Genomic DNA, 25609 nt, shown 5'->3' with positions numbered 1-25609 from the left:
GATTCCAGAAAAGGACTGGATTAATAATGACACGATTCGCAGTCATCTACTATTCGTCGACAGGTTCAGTGCACGATTTGGCTGAGGCATATGCGGCTGGTGCAGAGGAAGCTGGAGCTGAAGTTCGACTTCGGCGAGTGGCTGAGCTCGTCCCACATGAGATAGTCGAAGCCAACGAAGCGTGGCGGGACCACCTTGAAGTAACCGCGGATATTCCGACCGCCGACGTCAAGGATCTGATCTGGGCGGATGGCTTCGCGCTCGGGACTCCGACCCGGTTCGGTCAGCCAGCGTCACAGCTCAAGCAATTCATTGATTCCGCGAGCGCCGCGTGGAGCGCTGGGCATCTCGCGGGCAAACCAGCTTCGGGATTCACGAGTGCCCACGAACGCCACGGTGGGCACGAGGCGACACTGCTGGCCCTGTACCACACGTTTTGTCACTGGGGGTCGATTATCGTGCCGACAGGTTATGAGAACTACGACGTTGCGCACGCTGCCGGCGGTAACCCTTACGGTGTCAGCAGTATTGGCAGTGAGGGAGCTCCCGGATTGGCGGTGCTCGAGCAGGCTCGGTATCAGGGTCACCGGCTTGCAATGTTCGCCCGTACGATGAAAGATTCCAGAGTCGAGGCAGCATGAGTGCCGTGACGGGTACTTTGCCCACGGAGTCCGAGTCGAGTAGGCCAGCCAACAAGCGTCGTTGGTGGGCTCTCGGTCTTCTCACCGGTGCGAACCTGCAGGCCTTCTCAGCTGTCACCATAATGAACGTGGCACTTCCGCAAACCCAAACTCAACTGGGGATGACCGCTGGTTCTGCTCAAGCTGTCGTCACCGTCTATTCTTTGACTTTCGGTACGCTAATCCTGGTCGGCGGACGGATTGCTGATGCTTTGGGTCTCCGCAGGTGTCTCATTGGTGGACTGGTCGCGTTCGCGCTGTTCTCGCTGTTAGGTGGATTAGCAGCACAACCGGCGATCCTTTTGGTGTCACGCGCACTGCAGGGCGGATCTGCTGCCTTCATCGCTGCAACGGCGATTCCACTGATGTCGGTGCTCTTCCCGGTCGGTCGGGGTCGTAACATTGCCTTCGGCACGCTAGGAATCGTTATGGGCATTGGCACGGCGGGGTCATTCGTATTCGGTGGCGTGATGGCCGACCTGCTGACTTGGCGGTGGAGTTTACTCATCAATGTACCGCTGGCCCTCCTCACTACCGCCGGGATCTTCATGATGATCCCGAAAGACAAGAGCAAATCGAACGTGCGTTTCGATCTCTTGGGAGCTGTTCTCGTGAGCGTATCGCTTGGAATGCTGGTTTTCGCCCTGGACCGAGCGAGCATTTTGGGCTGGCAACATCTCGGCACTCAGGCGCTGCTGGCCGGGGGCGTCGTAGGTATTGCGCTTTTCGTCGGTTCACTTCGTTTCGCAGAACAGCAACTGATACCGACACACCTCGTACATAACGGGGTGCGAGCAGCTGGCTACGTTGCTGCCTTCTTTGCAGGAATAGCGATGTTCGCGGGAATGTTCGTCCTGACTTCATTCATGCAGAGCGCTTGGGACGTTTCTTCAGTGCGGATGGGGCTTGCGTTCCTGCCGTTTGCGGCCGGTGCGGTCATCGTGACAGCAACTTTGCCTCGTATCCGTTCGTATATTGGGGCCCGACCTGTACTGGCGGGAGGTCTGCTGATCGCCGCCGGCGGTTTGGCCAGTCTGGGATCTCTCACTCCCACATCGGGTTATATCGGAGGAGTTCTGCCCGCTATGTTGTTGTTGGGAGCTGGCGGGACCGTCGTAATGATCACTGCCGGGGACGTTGCAACTGCTGGGGCGGGAGACGACTCCGGCATCGCGGGCGCTCTCGTGAATTCAAGTCAACAGATAGGTGCAGCACTCGGAACCGCGACGGTCGGAGCTGTGATCCATTCGGTAACGAAGGGGTCAGAAGTCGGCGACTCCGAAGTAACTGTTGCTACGGTAGCTGGTTATGCCCAAGGCGGACTTCTGGGTGCCGCCATTGTGGCCGCAGCTGCGATCGCAGTCTTTGTCATTCGAAACTGGCGCCTTTCACAGCGCCGTGACGGAAGAAGAAAGAATCATGCCTGAAATTCACGTTCTTGAAACAGATGTTCTCATCCACGCACCCTCAGCACGGGTTTGGGCGTTGATGCACGATCCTCGGCGATTACCTGAGTGGAGTCCTCAAGTGCGCTCGACGACTCTTCTCGATGGTGCCGAGGAGATCGCTGTTGGTGTCAGATTTGTGAACGATAATGCCCAAAGTGGACTGTCTTGGACAACGCATTGCGAGGTCGTACGATATTTGCCCGGCACCGAGCTAGCTTTCCGCGTTGATGAGAACTGGCTCATCTGGTCGTTCACGCTCAAAGCTGATGGCGCAGGGAAAACGCGGGTCATCCAGCGTCGAGAGGCTCCTGAGGGAATCTCTGATTACGCACACGGGCTGACAGAGAAATACATGGGCGGAACCATTGCATTTAACCAGACAATGTTCGAGGGTATGAGCCAGACATTGCTGAGGATGAAAGAGGCCTGCGAAAGCGGAATTGAGAAGACCAGCATTCCCGAACTACGTACTGCGCGATTGTGTCTCGATCTTCCCAAAACGGAGGACTCCGTACAGATCCTGGAAATTGCAGGTAACCCGCGCACTGTGGAACATAACCCTTCGGATTTTCTGACTGGTATTCCTGATGCCGAAGCGCTCGTCAATCGCTGGATCCGACATTGGGAGTTCTATGGCTACGGCTATTGGTGTGTGCGCGAGAAAGACCAGTCACGAATTGTGGGGTATTGCGGGGTCAAGAACATGACTGTCCAAGGACACAGTGTACTGAATCTTATCTGTCGCCTTCGCCCTGAGGTGTGGGGCCGCGGGTATGGGACTGAGGCGACACAAACCGTTCTTGACTGGGCGCAGCGAACTCATCCCAACAGGACGCTTCTCGCTCGTATTCGCCCAAAGAACAGCGCCTCTCGCAAAGTTGCTCTCAAGGCTGGGCTTATGCGTGACCCAATTCTTGACGAGGATGGAGAAGACGGACTCGACCTGAGCTTCAGTACTCGGCGAAACTCGAGCGGAAGCACCTACGCGTGATCTCTGCAGCAGACCGTTGCTAGCCAAGTATTATCGGGTCGATTGGCCAGCGTACTGAGCTTTAGCGTAGAAATCTGCCATTAGTTTCCAGAATACAAGAGTCAGTGTCATTTGAATGGCAGTAGCCGGAAGAGCTTGGTATGCCGACCTTCTCCGGGCGCCAACGATCGACACCACCATTGCCGCAGTAGACAAAACGTTGATAGCCGAAGCCTTGTCACAGCGGAGACGTTCGCTCCAGAGTTCTTCACCCAACATGGCTCGTGTCGACCATGCGTTTTCATTGCGGGGACTCCGGAAAACAATTGGATTCAGCAACATCCACGCGGTGACTGCTGCGCCTGCCCACGTGCTGCGTTTCCAGATGGGCAGAACAATGAGCGGGGTAGATGCCCAGCGTGACCACGCGCTGAGTGGATTCGAGTGCCGAGCAAATACCCAACGTTTAAGCTGGGCTGAACCGGTGCTCAAGGTTTCAGACTGGCGGTATCTGCGGGTGTCCATAGGTTCTCAATGCTCCTGAGTACTTGGCTATTCTCCTGGCAGCGATGCCAGGACGGTGGTGCTGCCTGCTGATCGGGATCAATCTCAGAATGGTTCTCGAAGGGATCCCAGCCTGAGAGCCTGCAACGTGATTTCGGCTATATGGCGATGGCCGACTGCGTTAGGGTGGGTGCTGTCGTCCATCCAAGCAGTTGGGGCTTCGGCGCCGAAGTGCTGACGCCAGTGTTGCTCGTGGTCGACAAGGAGGGCATCTTCTGCTTCGGCAACGTTGCGTATTGCTTCGGCATATGCGGTCATCCACTTGCGTCGAGGTACTGGTGCGTCTGGCATCACAAGGACTGGGGTATGGAGGACGACAGTCGCACGAATTCCGTGTCCCTGTTGCACGATCTCGGCGAGTCGCCTTTGGAAGTTGGTGAGTCCGGACTCACCATCTAAGGCGTCGTTTGTGCCGAGCGAAACGTTGAGCACCTGGGGATTGAAGCGGCCGACGAGATACTCGAAGTCAGCGTTTATTTCGAGAGCCGTCCAAGCGGAAACGCCTGAGTTGATCACAATGTCCTGCACCCGACGGAGCTCCCAGCGAACCTGCTCACTGACCAGTTCAACCCAAGAGCGAGAGCCATATGTGTGGAAGACCCCCTGGGTGATGCTGTCGCCGGTGAATACCCAGGTGGCTCGTGAAGTGAGGTCGAGTTCTTTCATTTCGAGGGAACCTCCAGTAGCGGATCGCTGGTGAGTGCAACTTAACCTTCTGTGCTGTGACTGACCCAGATATTGGGTTCGACATACGTCGCGATACCGAGCTCGGCATCGCAATGTACCGGAGCCAAAGCATCCGGCACGTGGACCGGGCCTGAGGTGTCGAACGGCAGACCTGTCCATGCTCTCCATTCGCTGAGCGTTCCCGTGACGACCATGGATCGCTGCGCTATAGATTCAACGGTTCCGCCGGCGCGCACGTGTGTGCGTAGCCACGGATCAAGAGGCAGGCCATCCTCGCGGGTGCGATGGACATATGCCTGCATGTCCTGAAAAGGATCCACTTTTCCGTTGGGTCGGACAGGGGCAAGGAGTTGGGAGAATCCGAGTCGTCGGGCATTGACGCGCACTGCCTCCAGGGCTTGGGCAGAAACTCCCTGACCTCGAGCATCCGATCTTACGGCGATTTCCAGCGCAGATATGGCGTTCGGTGTGCTCCCGGTCAACAGGCGGATCAATCCACGACGAATCGCGCCATCCCATCCGTCCGCTGGGAGCTCTCCATTTGGCGGTGTTTGAAAGGGAATCGAGTGAACTTTGGCGATGATCGCGTCATGGTCATCCAATGCCAGCAGCGTGTATTCGGCGAGCTGGAGGAGAATGTCGGCGTTGTAATACAGCTCGCCTATCGGGTCCTGCCGGATGAACTCCGGCCATGTGTTCTCCATATTTAGGAGTTCGCGAAGCAACTCCGGGCGAGTCTGGAGTGTGCTGAATCTCAACTTCATACATTCACGATAGTACGAAAAAACGTTTAACACAGTAGAATTCTAGAAAAGAGTTCGGAATTCACGGATGAGAGGGATCGGACGTGGCGCCAGGACCTCCTGGCGAAGCTAGAACTACGAGTGGACTCAAACCAGACTAGTGAAGGGGGACTGGGCTTGGGCTACGGTCGCAGGTGATGCCAGGAACCGTTGTGCGATGGCGAAATTGGCTTTACCTATGGACATAACCCACCACAACGTGTGTGGTGGAGGATGGCTGCTCTTGCCTCGTGAAGTGACCCAGCGGACTCCTGTCGATCAGTTTGCTCGTGAATGAATGGGTTGAAGATGTTCTTTCCGTAAGACGCTCAAGTGGCACCATCCTTTGCTATGTGTGGCGGATGATCGGCGAATGTGCCGTCTTGTTCCGGTCACGGCCAGTGTTGCCGGTGGGATGAAAGTGATTGCAGGTGCTGCAGAGCTATCTGCGCTTCGTCGCGATGGTTGAGGATTCCGACATCTGGGCTCATGCCTGGACATGCTTACAGACTGATGCATGAGATTTGTAGATCACATCGGAGAGATTCCTGCACGTACGTTCTAGCCGTGGTTGTGGTGGGTATCGTGGGCTCGCGCCGTACCGAAAGGGTTGTCGATGAGGTACCGCCAAAATCCGTCGTCTCCGCGGCGAGCGACGTCGGTTGCTGTGCCGCGGATGTTGATCAACTCCCCTTCTGGCGTGGTCCCCGAGATTGTCCAGTCGACAATGAGGAGTGCTATATCGTTCGTTTCGTACACATGGCGAAGCTGTACGGCAAGAGGCAATCCTAGCGCCTGAAATGATGTGTTCGCCGCGATTCGGTCCTGGCCAGAATGTGGAGTGCCAGGAGAAGAGACGAACGTACTGGATTCCTCGTACAGGAGTTCAACCGCCTGGGGGTCACCGCTATTGAAGGCGCGGGCGAATGCCGAGGGATGATCTGCTGCTGTGGTTGTAAGAGAGACGTTGGAGGTGTCAGTGAAATGGCTTTCAGTCATAAATCTAGTCAAGATGATCGCAATGTGACTAACCAATCGGAGAGTTACAGCGGATGGGACATGACTCTCGTTCCCGGGATGGATGGGCGCACACTTGAGCCTCATCACGACTGCTCGGTCGAAGTGGCACTTGAAGCTCTCAAGGGTCGATGGACAACCCTCGTTCTGCGAGAACTGATTCATGGAGACAAGTCGTATGGGGCACTATCGCAGAGCTTGCCAAAATTGAGCGACAAAGTCCTCACTGATGTTCTGACACATCTGCGCAAGTGTGGCGTGGTCAGCCGAACGGTGTTCCGGGGATTTCCAAACCGGACTCTTTATCGATTGACCGCGACCGGATGGGAAATTCGTCCGCTGCTGATCGAGCTTTACCGAACTGGTCTACGAATGAGAAAGTCATGCTGAGGTGGATCGTGCAATGCTTGGACACACGGTGTCGGTCGTCCAACAGGCAGAACAAGCTGTGTAATTTCCTACGACCGTCGGCGGGGAAATGTAAGCAGCTTCGTGAAGCTTTCAAGGCGGCGTAAACTCTTGAGGCCGAAATTTGGAGCTAATCGTCACCTCAGCAAATGATCAACGTGCTGGCACACTTTGGCACCCCTGATGTGCCCCAGACAGCCTAGTCAGAGGCGATCAGCAAAATCGATCGCTTTGTCTACCTCCGAGTTCTCCATGAAGGCGTGCAATGTCAGCGTCTGGTAGTTCAAAGTCGCCAGCACAGTCATTGACTCAGTGCTGAGTGATTAGGTGGTTCGAAGGTGCGAGGTAGACAGTTGCGTTTGTGGCTTTCTCGGCGTCTGAGCGACCCGTTGATAGTTCAAGTGATGGACTCGGGCATCAACCGCAGCGCCCGCCGAATGCAGGATTACATGCAGACTGCTTGTGCCGGGGTGAGCCTTAGAGATTTGCAGAGTACCGGTCCCCGGCTTGCGTCTAACTCAAACTTTTCCAAGGGGACAACACCCCCGTGCTGGACGATGCAACGCAGCCCTCGCAGGAGCAAATATTATCGACTCAATTGCAGCAGATGCGGTTGCATCCAGTCGATCTGAGCGGCGAAAGACCTGATGGGACCCACGCGTCACTGAGAAGATTCCAGGCGGACTGCGACTGAAAGCGAGGCCTCCTCGATCTGGAATCTCGTGACAGTATTTCTTAACGCGAACAACTCAGCGGTGACTTAGCGCTTGGATGTGCAGCCGTCCCGTCTGCCCTGTGTCTGACTCGCAGATCGAACTGGTCCATACATGCACTGGGACTGATGCAGGTTTTGGTGACATCTGATCTGGCTTGTTCACAGGCAAGCCTGGAAGGATAGACACCATGCCCCAGCCCTACCCGAAAGAGTTCCGCGATGACGTCATCCGCGTCGTCTTGAACCGCGACGAGAAGACCACGATCGCCCAGATCGCCAAGGACTTCGGCGTCCACGAAGGCACCATCGCGAAATGGCTCCGCCAAGCAGACATCGATGCCGGCAACAAGCCCGGCAAGACCACCGATGAGTCAGCCGAACTCCGAGAACTCAGACGTCGGACTCGCCTGCTGGAACAGGAGAACGAGGTCCTGCGCCGCGCAGCCGCCTACTTGTCGCAGGCGAATCTGCCGTCAAAAGGCTCTACCCGCTCGTGAGAGAGCTCGCCGCCGACGGTATCCCCGTTGCGGTGTCGTGTCGGGTATTGAAGCTCTCCCGCCAGCCCTACTACAGATGGCTGGCCGCCCCTGTCCCTGAAGCCGAGGTGAATGAGGCGCATCGGGCCAACGCCTTGTTCGATGCCCATGCCGATGACCCGGAATTCGGGTACCGGTACCTGGCCGATGAGGCCGAAATCGCCGGGTATCCGATGGCCGTGCGCACCGCGTGGCGGCTGTGCTCGGCCAACTCGTGGTTCTCCGTCTTCGGCAAGGCCCGAGCCAAGAACGGCAAACGGCCGGGCCCGGCCGTCCACGACGACCTGTGCGTCGTCACCGACGCCGATGGGCGCACCCGCCACGAGTTCCGAGCCGATGGACCGAATCAGCTCTGGCTGACCGACATAACGGAGCATCGCACCGATGAGGGCAAGCTGTACATGTGCGCGATCAAGGACGTCTACTCCTCGCGGATCGTCGGCTATTCCATCGGGGCCCGAATGAAGGCTCGGTTAGCTGTTGATGCCCTCGAGATGGCCGTGGCCCGTCGCGGTGGTGACGTGGCCGGATGCGTGGTCCATAGCGATCGCGGCAGCCAATTCCGGTCGAAGAAATTCACCCGTGCTCTGGCCCGCCACGGCCTGATCGGATCGATGGGCAGAGTCGGCGCGGCCGGCGACAATGCTGCCATGGAATCGTTTTTCGCCCTGATGCAGAAGAACGTTCTCGACCGTCGCCGGTGGTCGAGCCGGGAGCAGTTGAGAATCGTGATCGTGACGTGGATTGAGCGGACGTATCACCGGCGTCGGCGGCAGGCCCGGTTGGGTCGTTTGACACCGGTTGAGTACGAGGCAATTATTGAGTCACCTGCAGTCGCAGCGTGACACCCGAATTGTCACCTCTCCTTGCATCAGTCCCCTTGCCTGTTCGGGAAGAGTTCGAGTGGCTAGTGTTGCGGGTGCCGCCGAAGGTGAAGCACGGGGTACGAGTCGCCTCGGCGACCGTTGTCGATGGCGGCTGACAGGATGCCGTGCACGTGTTCTTCAGATCTGCGATGAGTAAGTTCCCGAACGACGGTCTTGAGACGGCCGAGTTGTCTAGAACTTCAGGCCACGGCGATTGGCGCGATGTGCTTCCAAGCGTGGTTCCCAAGACGCCGTGCTTCAGAGTTGATCTCTTGGAGCTGGACTCGTGTCGGGTCAGCGAGAGCCTGCAGCAGGGCTACGGGAATTAGCAGTAGTTCGTCGACTGTAGATCTCTTTGGTCCGACGTCTGGCGGAGCTCTTCTCTCGGTGGTGTGCAGTCCCCATTCATCATGCAAGAATCACCTAGAACCTTGTTCTGGATGCGGCTGCGGGGCCGACCAGGAGCCGACTTCGGACTACAAGAAGAACGACGCCGCTGCCTCGCAGTTTCCCCGTGCGGTGTCCTAAACCGTGCGACCGTATTCTGAACGGATTTACAGTTCAACGAGATACTCGGCCGGCGCTCGAGTGCCAAAGTGCCGATCGGGCCTGTCGCCGACATAACTCATCGGGCAATTCCAAATACGCTGTGCATATCACGCTCGTTTGTATCGACTGACCCACAATCCAGGTAGTGCTTCCGTGTCGCCGACATGCGAGAAGCCGAGTGCTTCATACAGCCGACGCGCTGGAGTGTTTTCGCGGCCAGTTGAGACGTCTATCGGCTCTGAGCCAAGAGAGAGTATCAGTTGGCGGGCCAAACCCAAGCGATGCCAGCGCGGTTCAACAAACAGACGATCCACTTCGAGTGAGAGAGCAGGTTTGGAATAGGCGATTGCCGCGACGATTGCAGAACTCGCGATCGCGACGTGCCACTGAAGGCCAGCAGCTACAAGCCTTGCTTCTGACTCACTGAGCTGGGGGATGCGGTAGTCGCCGATGAGCGCGGCTTCAATGAGGTAAGCCTGCCGTTGCAGAACGATCAGCTGACTGGATGCGTTTACGACCTCTTGGGGCTCAAGACGCGCAATGTTCACTCCATCACATGGGATGTTCATAGTGTCGAGCTACTTTCCGCGACAATCTCGGGACCCGGCGAATTTATCCCGGGCATACGACCGAATATAGATCCGGAGTGCACTGATGGTGAGCGAATCCATGATGCCGTACGTCGTTCCAACGTTCATGTCGTCAAAGATTCGATCAAGAGTGCCGGAGGCTAATCCGACGAGCAGGAGCCGCACCCAGGGTAGGAGCGTCGGGGGGACTGGGGCGCCTACTGGTCCAGTTCATGTCGGTGCTATCCATTTGGAGTCACCACGTCAGACTGTGCGCGTTGTCGACAGTTTTTACGGAGAGGACCGTTCTTGCAGGATTCGAACTTTGAATGTCCTGTTTTCGGGGTGGCTATTGCAAAGATTTACACGTACTCTAACAACTAGGTTGTCATAATTCTGATGCCGATTACAACCACATTTGCCGTCAGAGTGCACTCAGCACGGCGACCTCGGGGCGGTGCTGAGGTCGCTGTGCGTCTCAAGCGGAGAAGATCCGTGCGGTGCGTGAGTTCCGGTGAGCTCTTGCGCGATGATCTGGTATTGCATATTCTGTAAAGTACCAGAAGTACTTTACAAACCAATGGAGGTTAGCATGACAAAGATTGCCGTCATCGTCGGTAGTACCCGTCAACATCGTCGTGGACGTCAAGTAGCTGAATGGGTCTATGAGTATGGTCGCACCCACTCGCCGGTCGAAGTCGATTTCGATTTGATTGACCTGGCAGATTATTCCCTTCCGGTTCTCGATGAGCCCTATCCAGCTGCGTGGGGGATCTACCAGAATGATCACACCCGTAGATGGGCAGAGTCGATCGCCGCTTACGACGGTTACGTCTTCGTCATCGCGGAATACAACCACGGCGTACCTGGTGCGCTGAAGAATGCGATCGACTACCTGTACGACGAATGGACGAACAAATCCGCAGGGTTTGTCAGCTACGGCGCAGATGGTGGAGTTCGAGCGGTCGAACAGATGCGTACAATCTCGGCCGAACTTGGACTGGCAGATGTTCGCGAGCAGGTTGTTCTTTCAACTTTCACCGACTTCGACTATACAGAATCTGACCTTGCTCATCCCGCAACAGCGGGCGACTTTGCCCCAGAAGCTCGGCATGTGGACGATCTCTCTGCAACTCTGCATTCGGTTGTTGTGTGGGCTGAAGCCATGGCCTCGGTTCGTGTTTCTATTTCAGTATGAGCATCCCTGCGGGCAGTGCACGGAACTGAGCCGTGAGGAGGTGTCGGTATGTCAGTCCAAGATCCCATGTTCTTTCTGATGGTGAAGGGCGCGAGTGCGGCCCACCCTCCACTTTTCGAATCTCAACTTGGGGTGCGACGAACCAGCCTTCAAAGACTCGGGTCCATTCGGATTGCTCCTTCGGCGCCACCGGCGGAGCATCGGGTTCTCGTGAGCCAGTTGCGCGGGGCAGCGTCATGGCTGGACCCCCTTGCGTCAAAATCTGGTGACGAGCCGCCTCGGGGCAGACTTTCGGAGCTCTCGCCGCCATTTTCAGGCTAAGAAGCAGAAGGGATTGTCGCGAGCCAGGGATCTACCGGTCGCAGAATTGCACCGTGCTCGGCAGGCCGGGGCCGAGGTTGGCTTCCCAGGCCACGGAGAGATCACCGTTGATAGGAGCCGATGTGGGCTGAACCCCGGTGGGGGACCGTGTTCGCCTGCGGCCATCGGTCGGGTGAGCTTACGGTCAGCACCGCTCACCACCGTCCTGGTTCCGGGACCATCAGATGCCCTGCCAACGCTGTGTGCAGAACCGATACAACTGTAATCCTCAGGATGAAATCATGAATACATCTGCTGAATCCGCAGTTCGACTTCGAGAACTCACAAAAAATTTCGGAGATTTCACAGCAGTCGATGCCATTGACCTGAGCGTAGAGGCCGGAAGCTTCTATGGCATCGTCGGGCCGAATGGGGCTGGGAAGTCCACTACCCTGTCGATGATCGCCGGTTTGTTGGCTCCAACCGCAGGTACCGTCAGCCTCGCTGGATTCGACATCGTCCGAGAGCGAGAGCAGGCTCTTGGTACCCTCGGCATCATGTTGGAAGGGCTGTCGCTGCCCGAGCGCCTGACAGGCGCAGAACTGTTGGAGTATACGGCCGGGTTGCGCGGCATGGATACGCGTTGGCAAGAACGGTCGGATGATCTGCTGACTATTCTTGAACTTGACCGCGCACCGAATACGCTCATCGTCGACTACTCCACCGGTATGCGGAAGAAGATCGGTCTCGCAGTCGCACTTCTGCATCGACCCAAGGTACTTGTACTCGATGAGCCGTTCGAAGCGATAGACCCGATTTCTGCACATTCGATCGAAGCGCTCCTCCGGCAGTACGTCACCGGGGGCGGCACAGTGTTGTTATCCAGTCATAATATGGATGTCATTGAGCGCACATGCACGCGCGTCGCTCTCATGAGCCGCGGGCGAATTCTGTCCGATGGCACGATTGCTGAGGTTGCAGCTGGAAGGACGCTCAACGCGGCTTTCGTTGAATTCATTGGTGTGGCTCCTCAGCGCGAGTTGGACTGGTTGTCATGAGCATGTGGCGTGGGTTTGTTTCGCTTAAACTCCGCATACTTCGGCATGGCCCGCATGGCGATCGAGTTTTCGGGCTCATCACTGGTTTGGTTGTTGCTTCTGGCGTTGTGACACTAGCGGCTCTCACCAGATCTGGCACGCTCGACGACAGCTGGCTTACCGCAGCTATAAGCATTCTTGGAGTCGCTTGGTTTCTCGGGCCGATTCTGCTTCCTGGAGCAGTCCCGGTACTCAACCCGCAGTGGTTCCGGACGTTGCCGAAGCCACCGTTTCGGATCGCTGCGGCACTGGCACCCAGCGAGATGTTGAGTGTGGGTACAGTCATCACCGTCGCGTCCTTGAGCGGATTCGTCGTACTCGCGTCGGTCCACGACGGGATTACTATCGTTGCGGCGCTTGTGGCAGTCATGACGCAACTGTTCTTCTTCGTGTGGTTGGGCCGTAGCGTTGGCGCTCTGGTCGTATTCATGCTGCGGTCTCGTGTTGGTGGGTGGTTTGCCGCGTTCCAGATGTCTGCACTGCTGGCAATATCCTTTGCCGGGTGGATTCCGGTCGCCGCATTCCTCGTGCCAGACCTGGGTAGTGGTCGCGCAGACGCTTATACTGGCGAATTCTGGACCGAGCTGCCGGGTCCACTGGAACAAGTTCTTCTTGCTGCGCCGACGGGTTGGGGAATGGCAGCAATCAATGCCGCCTCGGTTTCGGCTGCGCCAGTCGTGGTGATGCTGCCATTAGTCGGTCTCCTGTCGCTCGGGGTATTGCTTTGGATGGTGTGGGTGGTGCTCACTGCGGCGACACTGAGACAGCCTCCAACGCGGGCCAGCAGCCGGCTAAAGGTGCGAACTAGGCGGGCACTATCAGCTCGGAGGTATGCAAGCCCACTGCGCACAGACCCGGTGACCGCTGTTGCCAAGCGTGAATTGAAAACTTGGTTACGCGATCCGCAAAGGGCGCTTGAACTGCGCCACGCTTGGATGACACCACTGCTCATGGTGCTGCTTGTGATTCCGACTGCGTGGTATTGGAGCGTCCCGTTTGTTGGTGTTGCTGCCGCTGTTTTCGCGGCAATGGTGGCCATCAACACCTATGCACTTGATGGCACAGCACTCTGGCAGTTGCTGACGACCCCAGGTGCGATCCGCGCTGACGTTCGTGGGCGGCAACTTGCCTGGATGCTGATGTTCGGGCTTCCGATATTAGTAGCCAGCACAACTCTCAGCCTTGTTGTTGAATCGTCGTTGGCACACGTTGCGTTGGGAGCCACTCTCGCTGCGGTCGGGGTAGCCTGCGGCTGCGCACCACTGATAAGCGCACTCATGCCAGCGGTCGGCCGCGATGCCCGTGAACGAATATCGACTGGACAAAATGCTGGAAACCCGGCGGGCGGACAGATGATGTCGTTCGCCCTCGTGCTATTTGCTTCGTTTCTTCCGGCAATACTGGCGGCCGTTTTGCAACTTGGAGACCTCTGGGTTTTCCACCTCATTTTTGGGCTCACCACAGGGGGGATCAGCATTGCAGTAGCCGGGCCGCTGACAGTCGAACGACTGGTCATCACCGGACCAAAGCTGATGGCCTCAATAAAGTCTGGATGACTAGACCTGGACGACTAGACGCGAATCGCCCCGGGGATAATAGAGGCGGGGTGATTGGGAGATGGAGATACTCTCTTGCCAGTGAAATACACCGATGACCTCGGGGCGCGTGCCGTCGATCTCGTCATCTACGCTCAAGCTGATCCCGAGACGGCGAACGGGGCGGTCATCCGCGTCGCGAACCAGCTCGGTCTGAGTAAACAGACTCTGCGAGTCTGGGTGCGCAAGCACAGGGACATCGGTAAAGCCACCCCCGCCGGCCGAGTCGGTCGACCTGGAAGCGAAGAACCGGCGGCTGCAGGTTGAGTTGACCTAAGCAAAGAAAGCGAACGAGATTCTGAAGGGAGTCTCGGCTTCAGCGACGACAATCGCGACGAGTTCGGCATCACACCAATAGTGCGCGCCCTGTCCGGGACTGTGGCACGGATTGCTGTGAGCTCGTGTATGCGTTCAAGAGCATCAATCAGCAGCCAGAGCTCGACGGGATCAGGCTCTGATGGTGATGATCGAGGATGCCTATGAGGCGAACTATTCCTACTACGGCTACGGGCAGCAGTTGATATGGAAGGCGATCAACCGGGAGTACGCTGACCAGTACAGGCATGTTGCTGGCTGCACGGCGAAGCGGTTGATGCGACAGTCGGGCATCGACGGGTTCCAGCGGGAGCGTCCGAAGACGGTCTCAGCTAGGACTGAGGAGTGCCCGGATGATCGCGTCGAACATCAGTTCGCGGCACCGGCACCGAACTGCTTGTGGGTCGCTGACATCACGTATGTGCCAACGCAGGCTGGGTAAGTGCACACGACGTTCATCCTTGATGTTTTCCATCGCGAGATCGTCGGTTGGCAGGTGACGAACCATATGCGGGAGTCGCTGGCCAGGGACGCTCCGCCAATGGCGCTAGTGGCGAAGTATCGGGCTGGCGAAGCTGTGTCCGGGCTAGTCCACCATCGCGATCGTGGCATTCAATTCCGATCGACTCGCTACGTAGAGACCCTGGCGGAATCAGAGATCGTCGCGTCGGTGGGGTCGCGCGGGGACTCGTACGATAACGCTATGGCCGAAGCTCTGATCTCGGCCTACAAAGCCGAGCTCGTCGACCGGAAAGTGCAGTGGAGGTTGATCGAGACGATAGCTGAAACGCCGAAATAGGTGGCTTGATACAACCAGCCACGATTGTATTCAGCGCTGAGCCGCCGCCCGCCGTCCGAGGTCCGTTCGGAGTGGATCAACCAGTCCGTGGATGAGGTTACGTCTGCTTAAGAAACCGAGGTAAGGAGCCCGTACGAAACCCGGGTTTTGACAATAATCCTTGACCTCGACCGAAGCCGATTGGCCAGGTTGAAGTTGTCGCTCTCGGACGATGATCACCCGGGGCGCTCGTTGCATTCGAGGGCCAGGTGCAGTGTGGTGGTTCGGGTCAGGTCACGGCGTTAGTCGTCGTTCCCGGCGATTGGGACCGAGGGCTTGGAGTACTCCAGATCCGATGTTCCCTCTGACGCGGACGACGGGATGCTTGTCTATCGGGGCAGCGTTGGCTTTGAAGGTGATGACTGCGATCCGGCTGCGATCGAGCTCGGAAATGTCGACACCCCAGCTGTCAGGTACAACGATCTTCAGTGTGCCAGTGCGTGCGGAGACGCGGATGTCGATGCTTGTTAGGCCAGTGATGATATCGAGGAAGTTGAGTTCAAGCAGTCTGCCAGCCGGCTTGCAATGCAGGTACGGTGACACCAGCCATCTCCCTCGTCGGATAAGGCCGTTCCACGGTGCGCGGAGGACCTCTCAGTTGTCAGGAGACCAGCCGTAGCCAGAACCCGCCGATCTCTGGGTTCCTGTGGCGCCAGTCAGTATTTGGGTCGAGGGCAACTCGGTGCCAAGCCCCGCTAGCGGGCGATCGAGATCGATAGGGAATCGAGCGGCTTCGACCAGTTCCATGCGTTCTTCGAGTTCGACGATCGTGATACGGCCGTCACCAGCAGCAGCCCGGAGGGTCTCTATTGCGTGATCGCGTTCATTGTCCCCGATTAGAACGGTACGGGATGGGTCATCAGACTGGTCATTTTCGGCCGACATCCTTGTCGCTCCTCTGCTGTGCGGTCTTTTGTTACTGGCCTTGCCAGATTCGACTGGCCACGTTCTTTACGGTACTGGACTGACAGGAAATGATTTCAGTCTAGTTCGTAAAGTTGCGGCTATCGACATTTTGTGTCGTAAACCCGAGAACGAATACGAAGCCCACCCATCATTTGCGGCCCTCAAGTTCCCGAGACGAGTACTCGTAGAATCGCGTCTGCAACTATTGATGAACCCCTGAAAGATGCAATCTCCGATAAAGACCCAGATTGACTGGGGCGAAGACGCTGGGCCGCTGGGGTTTCTTCACGGGCACGTCCTGGTTTTTAGCGGATTTTGTCTTTATGGCACATGCATAAGAGGAGTTCTGTTCTCCGACTTATCGATATAGACGATCAATATACCCGAAGAAATCGGTTGGACGGCATGGTTTACGGGCGACAGAATTGAATTTCAATACGCCAAGAAAGGTCAGAGTATGAGCACATATGAAGTTCGCGCTATAAGAGCGCAAGTGTGGGTATCGGCCGATGAATCGCAGCGAAACCGGAGGCCAGCGGCCCGTGGCCCAGCTGACAACGTGACGACTGCAGTCTATTTGACCATGCAAGGAGCCAGCTATGAGTGAAATGCCCGTGAAGCGGTCGCCGGATGCAACCAGACCCGCAGACACTTTGACGATGACTCTCTTCCATGCGGCACTGCGCCGAGATCTCGAACGAGCCCGATTCCTGCTAGAGAACCCGCATTGGTTGAGTCCGCGGCGTGCACGCAGGCTCGGTCGGATGCTGTTGTGGGATATGGGTGAGTTGCGCCGGCACCATGAGGGAGAAGACCACTATCTGTGGCCCCTGCTGCTCGAGCGCTCACCGGAAAGCTCTGAACTGCTCAATGCTATGGAAAATGAGCACCTGGCAATCGATGAACCGCTTGCGGAACTTGAGGTTGCTGCCCGCGGTCTTGTCGCCGCACGCAATGGGCCACAGCAGGTTCTTGCCGCCCTCGATGTGCTGGAAGGTCCGTTGCGGACGCACCTCGAGCACGAGGAAGCCGACGGGATGGACATTGTGACCCGTGTGCTCAACCATCAAGAATGGAAGGAGTTCGAACAGCGTGCATGGGCTGCAGGTTATACACCCCTCGAAGCGCTACGGTTCCTCGCCTGGATATGCGATGGAGTCGATTGGAGCCCTTCTGTGTTGCGGCGGACTCGTATGCCCGTTCCGTTCTGGCGTGTACTGTCCGGCCCCCTTTCGTCTATCGCAGCGGTGCCGGGTGCGAGTGTCTGGGCGGGCACTCCGGCTGCTCGGATCAGGAGCCGGGTGACCCCGAGATGAGCAGGAGTCCCGACTCGGCTCAATGGTTTCCAATCCCCTCGATGAGACGGGTGACGAGGATTTCTGTAGCCGGGGCGTGGAGGTCGGGACCGGTGACGAGACCGACGTCGACCTGGGGTTCAATGCCGTGCTCACCCACGAGTGGTACGCCCCGACCTTGTGCGAACGAGTCAGGTAGTACAAGCCAACCAATGCTTCGAGCGTACAGCTCCTCGGCGATGGCAGGGGTCGCGACCTGGGCGACGATGTTCAGTGAGATTCCAGCCCGCCGAGCCTCCGTCTCCAGTGCTTGTCGAACACCGACCCCGCCATCGAGGACGATCAGGCGGGCTTCATGCAGCTTTGAAAAGGAGATCGCGGACTCCCCATTCTGCGGTGGCGAGTCACCGACCACGATAAGTGGATCATGGAGCAGCCGTTCCCATCGCAGGGATGTGGTGCCGAACCGGACCACCAGGGCAATGTCCAAAGAGCCGTCAGCGATGGCGCGTTCGAGGGCATCGCTTGACTGCGAAGTGATGACGAGATCAATGCCGGGGAAGTCACTGGCGAAGTCTGCCAGGATTCTGCTCAGCCCAGGAACTGTGGCCTCGGCGATGATGCCGAGCCGTATCCGTCCATGGCGGACTCCTGCCAAGTCGTCGACGACCTGGCGTATCGCGTCTAATGACGACAGAGCGGTCCGAGCTGCAGGTAGGACGGCAGCTCCCACCGGAGACAGGCTCACCCTCCGCGTGCTGCGCAGGAGAAGACGATGGCCCAGCGCTGTCTCGAGTTCCTTGATGCGCGAACTGATAGTCGATTGGGCCGTACCGATTCTATCGGCGGCGGCGCTGAACGATTCCTCCTCAGCGACGAGGATGAATGCTTCGAGCTTGGACATGTCCATGTGAACGTACCTTTCGTGAAAAGAAGGTGACTTTGTGATGCAACTTGGCCCCCGAGCTTCTGACGCCCGCGCGAGCAGGGGCGGATCACCATGGCCAGCCCTCCCACAGTTCGTACCGCGACTGGGAGCTGGGATGTCCGTTCAGCCTTGCAGGAGGAATGGCGGACCATATGATCGCTGGGCCGGCGCGCCGATGGGCCGAGGATCTACTGCCGCACTTGCGGTCTGCGCGCCTTGACCGTGTCGTGTATTCCTTCACCGTTTTCGGTGCGATGGTTGCGGCCCAGTCCGTCGGGGTGTCTTTTGGTGTCCTTATTCCAAATATCTATTCCATGCCCACGCCAAGCCAGCCACCGATGGGAATGGTGTTGTCGCCTTCGCAGACCTTCGTCGGACGGGGAAGGGACCGCCTACTGGGCGAGATCGGCACTCGGATGCTTGCGCACTATGTGATGCCTCGGTTGAATGCCCTGCGCCGGGATCTTGACCTGCCGCAATTGCGCAATGCGTGGCAGCAGGTCCACGGAGCTCGGCGTGAGCTGGTTCTGAGTTCCCATGCATTCGACATTGCGAACAACTGTGATTCTACTGTGCGGTACGTGGATCCGATGCTTGATGACCCGGGCTGGGCACATTCGCACCACTCTGTCGAACCTCGGGGCGAGGGTCCTCTGATCCTGGTCGCGATGTCGTCGGCAGAGCAGGGGCAGTTGGGGGTTCTGCAGAACGTCATCGAAACGTTGTCCATTCTGCCCGTTTGCGCCGTCGTGACGACCGGGCTCAGCATCGACCTCTGCGATCTGAGCGGTGGCGCCCGTGTGGAGATCGTTCGGGCCGCCCCGCACCACGACTTGATGACGCACACCGGTTTGGTCATCACCCACGGCGGGCACGGCACTGTCATGAAATCCCTGACTGCTGGGCTGCCGATGGTGATCCTCCCGCAGGGGCGTGACCAGGCAGACAACGCGGTTCTTGTGTCCTTACGTGGAGCAGGGATCACGCTTCCACGAGATGCACCCGCCGGGCAGATCACCCACGCTGTGGTTGAGGCGCTGAAATTGCCGGGATACTCGAAGGCAGCCCGTATGCTGGGGGAGGCGATTCGGCACGAGGTGGCCGGCAGCAATCTGGTCTCCGAGTTGGAGCCTTCGTATGGTGACACGGTCAACGCCTGAATCTTCATCGATGGCGTGTGCCTTGAGTAGCCCGCAATGCATCAAGCGGCGGCTGCGGTCTGCAGAGGCATGACAGTAGACAACGCAGCAGGTTCGTCTCGTTGAGCCCGGCCGTCAATGAGAAGCCCCAGACGATGGCAAAGTGCAAGAATCCGGTACTCACTCGTTTTCATTGCGAGTCACGACGGATCGGTTGTGATCATGAGCTGGCCGTTGGCTGGTAGGTCATGTGTGTGCGTTTCAATCAGGTCGGTCTCCCCATCTGTAGGTAAGAATTCGGCGTGCTGGAATCCCATGGGAAGTCCGTGGGCCAACCAGAGGGATTGACGGTCCATGAGTTGGGCATGAACATGAGGTTCTGTGCTGTTCCCCGAGTTGCCGCAGTCGGCGATGTGATCTCCAGCCTTGACTCGATCGCCCACCTGTATTCGAAGAGACCCTCTGCGTACGTGGGCTACGACGGCGAACGTCCCGTCGTCTGCACGGATCGTGACGTGGTTGCCGAAGATCCAGTGGGGGCCACCGATTGTTCTCACGCTCTGCTCGATGGCGAGGTAGATATGGGAGAGCGGACTTGTCCGGCTCCGGTGGTCTCTCTGCCAATCGGTCGCATTGGCGACTACCCCATCGACCATGGCGAGTACGGGTAGCCCATGACCCGGGAACTGATGGGCTGGGAGCATGCCGGTCGTCGTGGGGTAGTCTACGGCGACCTGGCTCTCCTCGGGCCACGCGACGAGGTCGATGGCGTGAGACTGTCCGAACATGCGCAGTCCATGGCTGGGAACCTTCGTTGCGGGGCTGTTCGCCGCCAGCCATCGGCCTCTGACAGGTGGGTGCAGAATGCGTAGCTGGGTTGGATGGCGGGGCCGGCCGAAGGCGCAAACAGCCAGAAAGATCGCTGCTAGCGTCAGTGCGGCATACGACGCATCGGTCAGTACGGACAGCAATGGTTGCGGGGTCGGGAGAAATGCTGCCGCGGCTGTGATCAACATAATGGCGACCACGGCGTAGGCGAGTACGATTCGGACTCTGAACATCCAGTCCCGTAGTGCGGTCACAGAAGACTGGGGGCTGTTGTTGACGCTCGTCATGTCGACACTCCTTTCGTCAGGATAGTTCCGATGGCGGTGCCCAGAAGAGTGGGGTCTTCGACGTGAGCCAGGTGTCCCTGCCCGGGTAAAACCGTGACCGATGCCTGTGGGATGCGCTCCGATACACGGTCGAAGACAGGACCATAAGGTTCGACCGCATGTGAACGTTCGCCGACGATCAGCGCCGCAGCCACGCTCTCCCATTTCTTACTGGGCGTGAAATTGTTGAGCGCGGCGAGTTCCGCAGCGAGGGGAATGGCCAGTTTTCGCAGGTGTGACCACTCGGACTGATCCTTCATTGCTTCCACAATCTCGGGTTCTAGCCCGCTGATGTCGCGGTTGATGACGACAACCCGTTCATTGAGATCGGCTTCTTCCAGCATCGACACGGCACCCTTAGCGAACGGAGGAAGCACAGGGTCGTAGGTAACCACTGATCCAACGCGCGTCCTGGGCGGCATTTTCGAGTGAGGTCGTCCCTCCCCGTGGCTCCACCCCACGAGGTGCACCGGCTGTTCAAGATGATCGATCCAAGCTCGCAGATCACCGATCTCGGTGTGCAGGCTGTAGTCGGCACCCTGCGCGTCGCTGTGGCCACGGCCTCGACGGACGATGATCCACGCCGGGGCCTGCGTAGTTCATCGCCTGCGCTACCGCAGCGAAATCGTGCGAGTCGGCCATGGCCCCAGGCGCGACCATTTCCGGAGGCCCGGACCCCTGTCGCCATAGGGCGTGCAGTTGTATGTTTTCGCGCTCGATGAGTGCTGATTCGAAGTCATGGTTCGTGATTGTCATATGTAATCCTCATCTGAATCGGCGTCGTCGTTGACCCGAAATCGCTTACCGGTACCTTCATCGAATTGCCCACACCGCGAGTCGATGGCAAAACAAAAGTATAGTAAAAACTATACTTTACAAAAAGAGAGTTCGACAGCGTCGTCGTCGATGTTGCCGTCCTCCGGTACTGTCACCGCCGTGCATGGGCAGTGAATCCGCGTTGAAGGGCCGACTGGGCAGCAGTTGACACGGCGGCGTCGAGCGGAATAGAGATCGTGGGTCAGTGCTCGAGGAATTGGAACCGAAGCAACCGTCGATGCCCTACTTGCAAAGTTCTGGGACCTGGTCGGCGAGCCTCGTCGAGTTGCGGACTGGAGCGCACAGATCGTTTCGACGGAATTTTGCGACGATGCGGAGGCCGCATCACTTGGCGTCCGCCTCGTCGACAGCAACCACGACTACGGAATGACATAGTCAACATCTGCGAAGATCGTGCGGTTCGTGCCCTGCTGCGAAATGACATTTCAGGTCGACGAAAACTGGCTGGTGTAGTCATTCACTCTGAAGTCGGTGGACGGGGAGAAGGCCCGGGTGGTCCACCGCCGCGATTCTCCAGAAGGAATCTCGGACCGGGCATATGTAATGACCGAAAAGTACAAGGACGGAACCGCCGCGTTCACGCGCAGCATGAGGAACCGGATGGTCCAGACTCTGCTGCGGATCAAGATGGCCACGGAGCAGGAGAGCTTACAAGCGATTCGTCCCTTGTGAGCGGGTCCCCGCTGTCTCCACACATCACGCCTGGTTCTCGAGGTACCTGAGTGTAGAGATGCCGCGGAAGTATTCGCCGTCGTCGGAGACCACCGCGCTGTCACGTACAACCCTACGGACTTCGTCAGTGGCCTTCAGGAGGCGAACAAGCTCATCCAGATGTGGCTTCACCGCTGGGTGGCTCACGATTACGGGTACTGGTGCGTGCGGGAGACGCGGACGGGGCGGATCATGGGCTACTGCGGGATGAATAGAATGCATATCAATGGCTGGCCGGCACGCAGCCTGATAGCTCGGTTCCATCCGGACGTGTGGGGGTTGGAGTATGTGACCGAAGCGGTCATGGCGGCGCTGATATGTGCCGGCACTCACTCAGGGGACGGGTCGGTTGTAGCTCGGACGCGACCAGTGAACCTGGCCTCGCGAACCGTGGCGCTCAAGCTGTGCCTTCGACGCGACCCGGGCAGGGATGAGCGCGGGATCGACGAGTATTCAGTGACCGTTCGACGTGACGATCGCTGCTCGAGGCGGAGAAGCGCGATTGAAGGTGAAATCAAACTTTCGCGTAGATGCTCACTGTTTTCGCGAATGTAGCCGAGGGGTCTTGTGCCGGAAGGAGTCAGTCGCTATCGTATGTAAAGTACAAGAAGTACTTTACAACTGAAGGTTTGACAATCATGACTCGCATCGCAATCATCGTCGGCAGCACCCGCGTACACCGTCGTGGCCGAATGGTGGCCGACTGGGTATACGAGCACGGACGAGAGAAAGCGCCGGACGGAGTGCACTTCGACATCGTCGATCTGGTCGACTTCGCCCTCCCGGTCCTAGACGAGCCTGCACCCGCAGCGTGGGGTGTGTACGAACATTCCTATTCGCGGCAGTGGGCTGAGACCATCGATTCATACGATGGGTACGTCTTCGTTCTTTCCGAGTACAACCACGGGGTACCGGGTCCGTTGAAGAATGCCATCGATTATCTGTACAACGAATGGATCAACAAATCGGCCGGATTCGTCAGCTACGGAATGCAAGGTGGCGTGCGCGCAGTTGAACAAATGCGTATGATCGCCGCCGAGCTGGGACTTGCCGATGTTGGCGAACAGGTCGTGCTGTCGACGTCTACGGACTTCGACTACACAGGCTGGGACGAGTCCGACCCTGCGACGACAGGAGCATTCGCCCCGGCGCAACGACAGCTGGCCGACCTGACTGCCACGTTGCATGCGGTGGTGACCTGGGCTGAAGCGATGATCACCGTGCGGCAGAAACTGCTAGCGGCATGAACACGCGAACATCATCTTGGGCCGTGCCTGTTATTCTCCTCGGCGGAGTGCTCCTGCCGTTGGCGATGTCCGGGGCCAGTGTTGCAGTGCCGGCCATCGGTGATGACCTGGAATCCGCAGGTTCTGCGGCGTCATGGGTAGTCACCGGGTACTTTCTCGCAGCTTCATCGCTCATGCTGGTCACAGGTTCCCTGGGGGACAACCTCGGGCGGCGACGAACTTATCGCTTGGGCGTTGTCATCTACGTTCTCGGCGGGGCAATTGCCGCTTTTGCACCGACCATCTCTATTCTCCTCGTGGGGAGAGTGCTGAGTGGAATGGGGGCCGCGGCAGTGATGGCTGGTGGAGCGGCAACTGCTGCAGCGGCATTCAACGGTCCTGCAAGAAGTCGAATGTTCGCCGCGATCGGGACAGCGGCCGCAATCGGACTTGCGGCGGGTCCCGTCGTATCGGGAGGACTGGTCGAAGCCCTCGGATGGCGGGGCGCATTCATGGCGTTCGCTCTGGCGGGGCTGGTCGTGTTCGGCGGATCATTCGCCTTGCCCGAATCTCACGGGGACGAATCGGTACGGATTGATTGGATCGGTGCCGCGTTGGTCGTTGCCGGCCTCTGCTCCTTTATGCTCGCGATAGCGGGGGCTCCGAGTCGCGGCTGGGCGAATCCGATCACTCTTGGAGCCGGCATGCTTGCGCTTGTGTCCTTCGCATTACTTCGTTTTCATGTTCGCAAAGTCCCTTCTCCCATCATCGATTTCTCGCTTCTGCGCGACCCGAACTTTTTGGGCTGGTTGATCGCGTTGGCGACAGTGTCGTTCGGCTACGCCGGGCTGCTCGCCCACTTGCCCAGCTACCTGCAAAGTGTCTTCGCATACTCTCCGTCACAGTCGGGGCTGATGTTGTTGACTCCAGTCGTCCCTATGGTGCTGCTGCCGATGCTGGTGGGGCAGCTGAGCACCAAGGTGCCGGCGAGACTGATGATCGGACCGGCCCTGTTCGCCATCGCTGCCGGTAATGCATGGCTCGGGTTTGCGGTGTCTCTCGATTCCTCCGCATCAGACCTGATCCTTCCTCTGGTGCTCATCGGTCTCGGCCTGGGGACGGCCACAGGCATCGTGGACGCGCAAGCCATGAACCACGCTGAGCCGGAGAAGCACGGGCAAGCAGCCGGCTTGATTAACACAGTTCGAGGAGCTTCGACAACTCTCATTATGGCCCTGTTCGGGTCTGCGATCGTGGGGCTCATCGGGCTGAGTACCGGCGATCCGCAACTTGCGGGCAGGCTCGCGACGGGTGCCGACATCGGCGGCGATACGGTACTCGCGGGTGCAATAAGCTTCGGCTGGACTTTTGCTCAGTGGGGTCTCGCGGTTGTCTGCGCAATGGGCGCAATCATGGTCATGCTCCTTCTCAGGCGGCCAGAACGCAGCGGCTATAAGAGCGTGTCTGAATGGAGCGAGGTAAAATAGGTGCTTTACACTGCATCAAGTGCATCACTAGCAATGAGAGGTAATTGATGATTTCGACATCGAGCACGTCAGGCCCGGCCGGAAAATCAACGAGCCGCTTGCGCCCTGAGAAGCGCGCTGCAATTATGGAAGGCGGTCGGAAAGTGCTGGCCCAGCATGGGATCGAACGAGCAAGTATCGACGCTATCGCCGCTGCGTCCAAGGTGTCCACGAGAACGATCTACAAGCATTTCACGGATAAATCGACGCTGTGCACAGATATCATTGCCGAATCTGCAGCTCGCGTGGCCGAGGATATTACTGTACTCATTGAGAAGTACTTATTGGGTGTAACCAGTGCTGATGACCGAGAATCGGCATTGACCAACTTCGCAACGGCGTGGCTTCTATCGGACGCACCATCAGAAGATCACCGCATACTTATGGATCAGATGCATGGTATAGCGTTCCATGAGGAGCCTGCCCTCGTCGAAACGTGGTACCGCGCAGGACCCGGGTTGGTCCTCGATACTTTGGCTGCGGCATTCACTACCTGGGGCGAGCGTGGACTTCTTCTCGTCCAGCGATCCGACATTGCTGCAGCGCACTTTGCTCAGCTCGTGTCCGCGCGCCCCAACATTGTCGCCAGTTCGAAAATCAGTGCACGAGAGCGGACAACCTGGGTCAGTGCTGGCGTCGAAGTGTTCCTTCGGGCGTATCGCGCATAGGATTCTCGTTCGCCGCTAGGGGCGGCAGCAACATAGGCACGGCAATTAGCGGCTTCCATGGCTTGCCGTTGGGGACCGTATCGAT

General features: G+C 58.0%; 25 protein-coding genes. 16 read left to right on the top strand and 9 right to left on the bottom strand.

Annotated elements, in window-relative coordinates; genetic code table 11:
* Nucleotides 1-26 precede the first annotated feature (26 nt).
* From wrbA to EB836_RS03400, 3 genes are read left to right on the top strand one after another with little or no spacing between them, the layout of a single operon-like run.
* On the top strand, nucleotides 27-641 hold the full coding sequence (gene wrbA / locus EB836_RS03410) for an NAD(P)H:quinone oxidoreductase (RefSeq protein ID WP_205683290.1): 615 nt from the start codon (nucleotides 27-29) through the stop codon (nucleotides 639-641).
* A complete protein-coding gene (locus EB836_RS03405; RefSeq protein ID WP_135537691.1) occupies nucleotides 638-2107 on the top strand; it encodes an MFS transporter in 1470 nt (489 codons plus the stop codon). Before wrbA ends, EB836_RS03405 begins: the two co-directional genes overlap by 4 nt.
* On the top strand, nucleotides 2100-3119 hold the full coding sequence (locus EB836_RS03400; protein ID WP_135537690.1) for a GNAT family N-acetyltransferase: 1020 nt from the start codon (nucleotides 2100-2102) through the stop codon (nucleotides 3117-3119). The genes EB836_RS03405 and EB836_RS03400 overlap by 8 nt, the downstream gene beginning before the upstream one ends.
* 588 nt (nucleotides 3120-3707) lie before the next feature.
* On the opposite strand, the gene EB836_RS03390 is transcribed toward EB836_RS03400, so the two are convergent.
* From EB836_RS03390 to EB836_RS03380, 3 genes are all read right to left on the bottom strand, one after another.
* Nucleotides 3708-4328 carry an SGNH/GDSL hydrolase family protein gene (locus EB836_RS03390; protein WP_062240359.1) on the bottom strand — a complete coding sequence of 207 codons (621 nt, stop codon included), beginning with the start codon at nucleotides 4326-4328 and terminating at the stop codon, nucleotides 3708-3710.
* A 41-nt stretch (nucleotides 4329-4369) separates the two neighbouring features.
* Nucleotides 4370-5053 carry an N-acetyltransferase gene (locus tag EB836_RS03385; protein ID WP_240689564.1) on the bottom strand — a complete coding sequence of 228 codons (684 nt, stop codon included), beginning with the start codon at nucleotides 5051-5053 and terminating at the stop codon, nucleotides 4370-4372.
* A gap of 639 nt (nucleotides 5054-5692) precedes the next feature.
* Nucleotides 5693-6130 carry a DUF4440 domain-containing protein gene (locus EB836_RS03380; RefSeq protein WP_135447387.1) on the bottom strand — a complete coding sequence of 146 codons (438 nt, stop codon included), beginning with the start codon at nucleotides 6128-6130 and terminating at the stop codon, nucleotides 5693-5695.
* A 1329-nt stretch (nucleotides 6131-7459) separates the two neighbouring features.
* Between EB836_RS03380 and EB836_RS03370 the strand changes: the two genes are divergently transcribed.
* Nucleotides 7460-8652, top strand: a protein-coding gene (locus EB836_RS03370) for an IS3 family transposase (protein WP_240689563.1) whose coding sequence is annotated in 2 segments (ribosomal slippage) — nucleotides 7460-7744 and nucleotides 7747-8652 — 1191 coding nt in all. Because the reading frame shifts where the segments join, the coding sequence is not laid out codon by codon here.
* Nucleotides 8653-9329: 677 nt separating this feature from the next.
* Here EB836_RS03370 and EB836_RS03365 read toward each other — a convergent pair.
* A complete protein-coding gene (locus EB836_RS03365; RefSeq protein ID WP_167854334.1) occupies nucleotides 9330-9770 on the bottom strand; it encodes a GNAT family N-acetyltransferase in 441 nt (146 codons plus the stop codon).
* Nucleotides 9771-10383: 613 nt separating this feature from the next.
* Between EB836_RS03365 and EB836_RS03360 the strand changes: the two genes are divergently transcribed.
* From EB836_RS03360 to EB836_RS03335, 6 genes are all read left to right on the top strand, one after another.
* A complete protein-coding gene (locus EB836_RS03360; RefSeq protein WP_062240350.1) occupies nucleotides 10384-10989 on the top strand; it encodes an NAD(P)H-dependent oxidoreductase in 606 nt (201 codons plus the stop codon).
* Nucleotides 10990-11591: 602 nt separating this feature from the next.
* Entirely contained in the window at nucleotides 11592-12347 is a 756-nt protein-coding gene (locus EB836_RS03355) for an ABC transporter ATP-binding protein (protein ID WP_135537685.1), read from the top strand.
* The gene (locus EB836_RS03350; RefSeq protein WP_135537684.1) at nucleotides 12344-13942 is read left to right on the top strand and encodes a hypothetical protein; all 1599 of its coding nucleotides are present in this window, start codon (nucleotides 12344-12346) and stop codon (nucleotides 13940-13942) included. Before EB836_RS03355 ends, EB836_RS03350 begins: the two co-directional genes overlap by 4 nt.
* An 81-nt stretch (nucleotides 13943-14023) precedes the next feature.
* A complete protein-coding gene (locus tag EB836_RS03345) occupies nucleotides 14024-14248 on the top strand; it encodes a transposase (protein ID WP_167854333.1) in 225 nt (74 codons plus the stop codon).
* A 190-nt stretch (nucleotides 14249-14438) separates the two neighbouring features.
* A complete protein-coding gene (locus EB836_RS03340; protein WP_135537682.1) occupies nucleotides 14439-14738 on the top strand; it encodes a hypothetical protein in 300 nt (99 codons plus the stop codon).
* Nucleotides 14739-15095, top strand: coding sequence for a DDE-type integrase/transposase/recombinase (locus tag EB836_RS03335; protein ID WP_135537681.1), 357 nt, complete (start codon nucleotides 14739-14741; stop codon nucleotides 15093-15095).
* Between the two features lie 273 nt (nucleotides 15096-15368).
* Here the strand turns inward: EB836_RS03335 and EB836_RS03330 are convergent, their stop codons facing one another.
* Both EB836_RS03330 and EB836_RS03325 read right to left on the bottom strand, forming a co-directional pair.
* Complete coding sequence (locus EB836_RS03330) at nucleotides 15369-15677, bottom strand: hypothetical protein (RefSeq protein ID WP_135537680.1); 309 nt, start codon at nucleotides 15675-15677, stop codon at nucleotides 15369-15371.
* A 51-nt stretch (nucleotides 15678-15728) separates the two neighbouring features.
* Nucleotides 15729-16019, bottom strand: a complete 291-nt coding sequence (locus tag EB836_RS03325; protein WP_135537679.1) for a DUF1707 domain-containing protein — start codon at nucleotides 16017-16019, stop codon at nucleotides 15729-15731.
* A gap of 620 nt (nucleotides 16020-16639) precedes the next feature.
* On the opposite strand from EB836_RS03325, the gene EB836_RS03320 reads away from it, so the two are divergent.
* Complete coding sequence (locus EB836_RS03320) at nucleotides 16640-17356, top strand: hemerythrin domain-containing protein (RefSeq protein ID WP_083532470.1); 717 nt, start codon at nucleotides 16640-16642, stop codon at nucleotides 17354-17356.
* A gap of 19 nt (nucleotides 17357-17375) precedes the next feature.
* On the opposite strand, the gene EB836_RS03315 is transcribed toward EB836_RS03320, so the two are convergent.
* Nucleotides 17376-18245 (bottom strand): LysR family transcriptional regulator, encoded by an 870-nt coding sequence (locus tag EB836_RS03315; protein ID WP_135537678.1) that lies wholly within the window; start codon nucleotides 18243-18245, stop codon nucleotides 17376-17378.
* A gap of 158 nt (nucleotides 18246-18403) precedes the next feature.
* Here EB836_RS03315 and EB836_RS03310 point away from each other — a divergent pair, with 158 nt between their 5' ends.
* On the top strand, nucleotides 18404-19423 hold the full coding sequence (locus tag EB836_RS03310) for a glycosyltransferase (RefSeq protein ID WP_135537677.1): 1020 nt from the start codon (nucleotides 18404-18406) through the stop codon (nucleotides 19421-19423).
* A gap of 179 nt (nucleotides 19424-19602) precedes the next feature.
* On the opposite strand, the gene EB836_RS18615 is transcribed toward EB836_RS03310, so the two are convergent.
* Nucleotides 19603-20517 (bottom strand): M23 family metallopeptidase, encoded by a 915-nt coding sequence (locus EB836_RS18615; protein WP_062240327.1) that lies wholly within the window; start codon nucleotides 20515-20517, stop codon nucleotides 19603-19605.
* Nucleotides 20514-21131 (bottom strand): alpha/beta hydrolase, encoded by a 618-nt coding sequence (locus EB836_RS03300; protein ID WP_276606423.1) that lies wholly within the window; start codon nucleotides 21129-21131, stop codon nucleotides 20514-20516. Before EB836_RS03300 ends, EB836_RS18615 begins: the two co-directional genes overlap by 4 nt.
* Nucleotides 21132-21936: 805 nt before the next feature.
* On the opposite strand from EB836_RS03300, the gene EB836_RS18610 reads away from it, so the two are divergent.
* From EB836_RS18610 to EB836_RS03280, 4 genes are all read left to right on the top strand, one after another.
* The gene (locus tag EB836_RS18610; RefSeq protein WP_276606419.1) at nucleotides 21937-22065 is read left to right on the top strand and encodes a hypothetical protein; all 129 of its coding nucleotides are present in this window, start codon (nucleotides 21937-21939) and stop codon (nucleotides 22063-22065) included.
* Nucleotides 22066-22742: 677 nt separating this feature from the next.
* Entirely contained in the window at nucleotides 22743-23351 is a 609-nt protein-coding gene (locus tag EB836_RS03290) for an NAD(P)H-dependent oxidoreductase (RefSeq protein WP_135537675.1), read from the top strand.
* Nucleotides 23348-24817: an MFS transporter gene (locus EB836_RS03285; RefSeq protein ID WP_083532467.1), complete on the top strand. Its 1470-nt coding sequence runs from the start codon at nucleotides 23348-23350 to the stop codon at nucleotides 24815-24817. The genes EB836_RS03290 and EB836_RS03285 overlap by 4 nt, the downstream gene beginning before the upstream one ends.
* A gap of 47 nt (nucleotides 24818-24864) precedes the next feature.
* Complete coding sequence (locus EB836_RS03280) at nucleotides 24865-25524, top strand: TetR/AcrR family transcriptional regulator (RefSeq protein WP_240689590.1); 660 nt, start codon at nucleotides 24865-24867, stop codon at nucleotides 25522-25524.
* Nucleotides 25525-25609 lie beyond the last annotated feature (85 nt).

This window comes from Brevibacterium sp. S111 (assembly GCF_004745075.1).
Taxonomy (GTDB): domain Bacteria; phylum Actinomycetota; class Actinomycetes; order Actinomycetales; family Brevibacteriaceae; genus Brevibacterium.
Note: the sequence above shows the minus strand (reverse complement) of the source record. Positions and strands in the feature narration are given on the sequence as shown.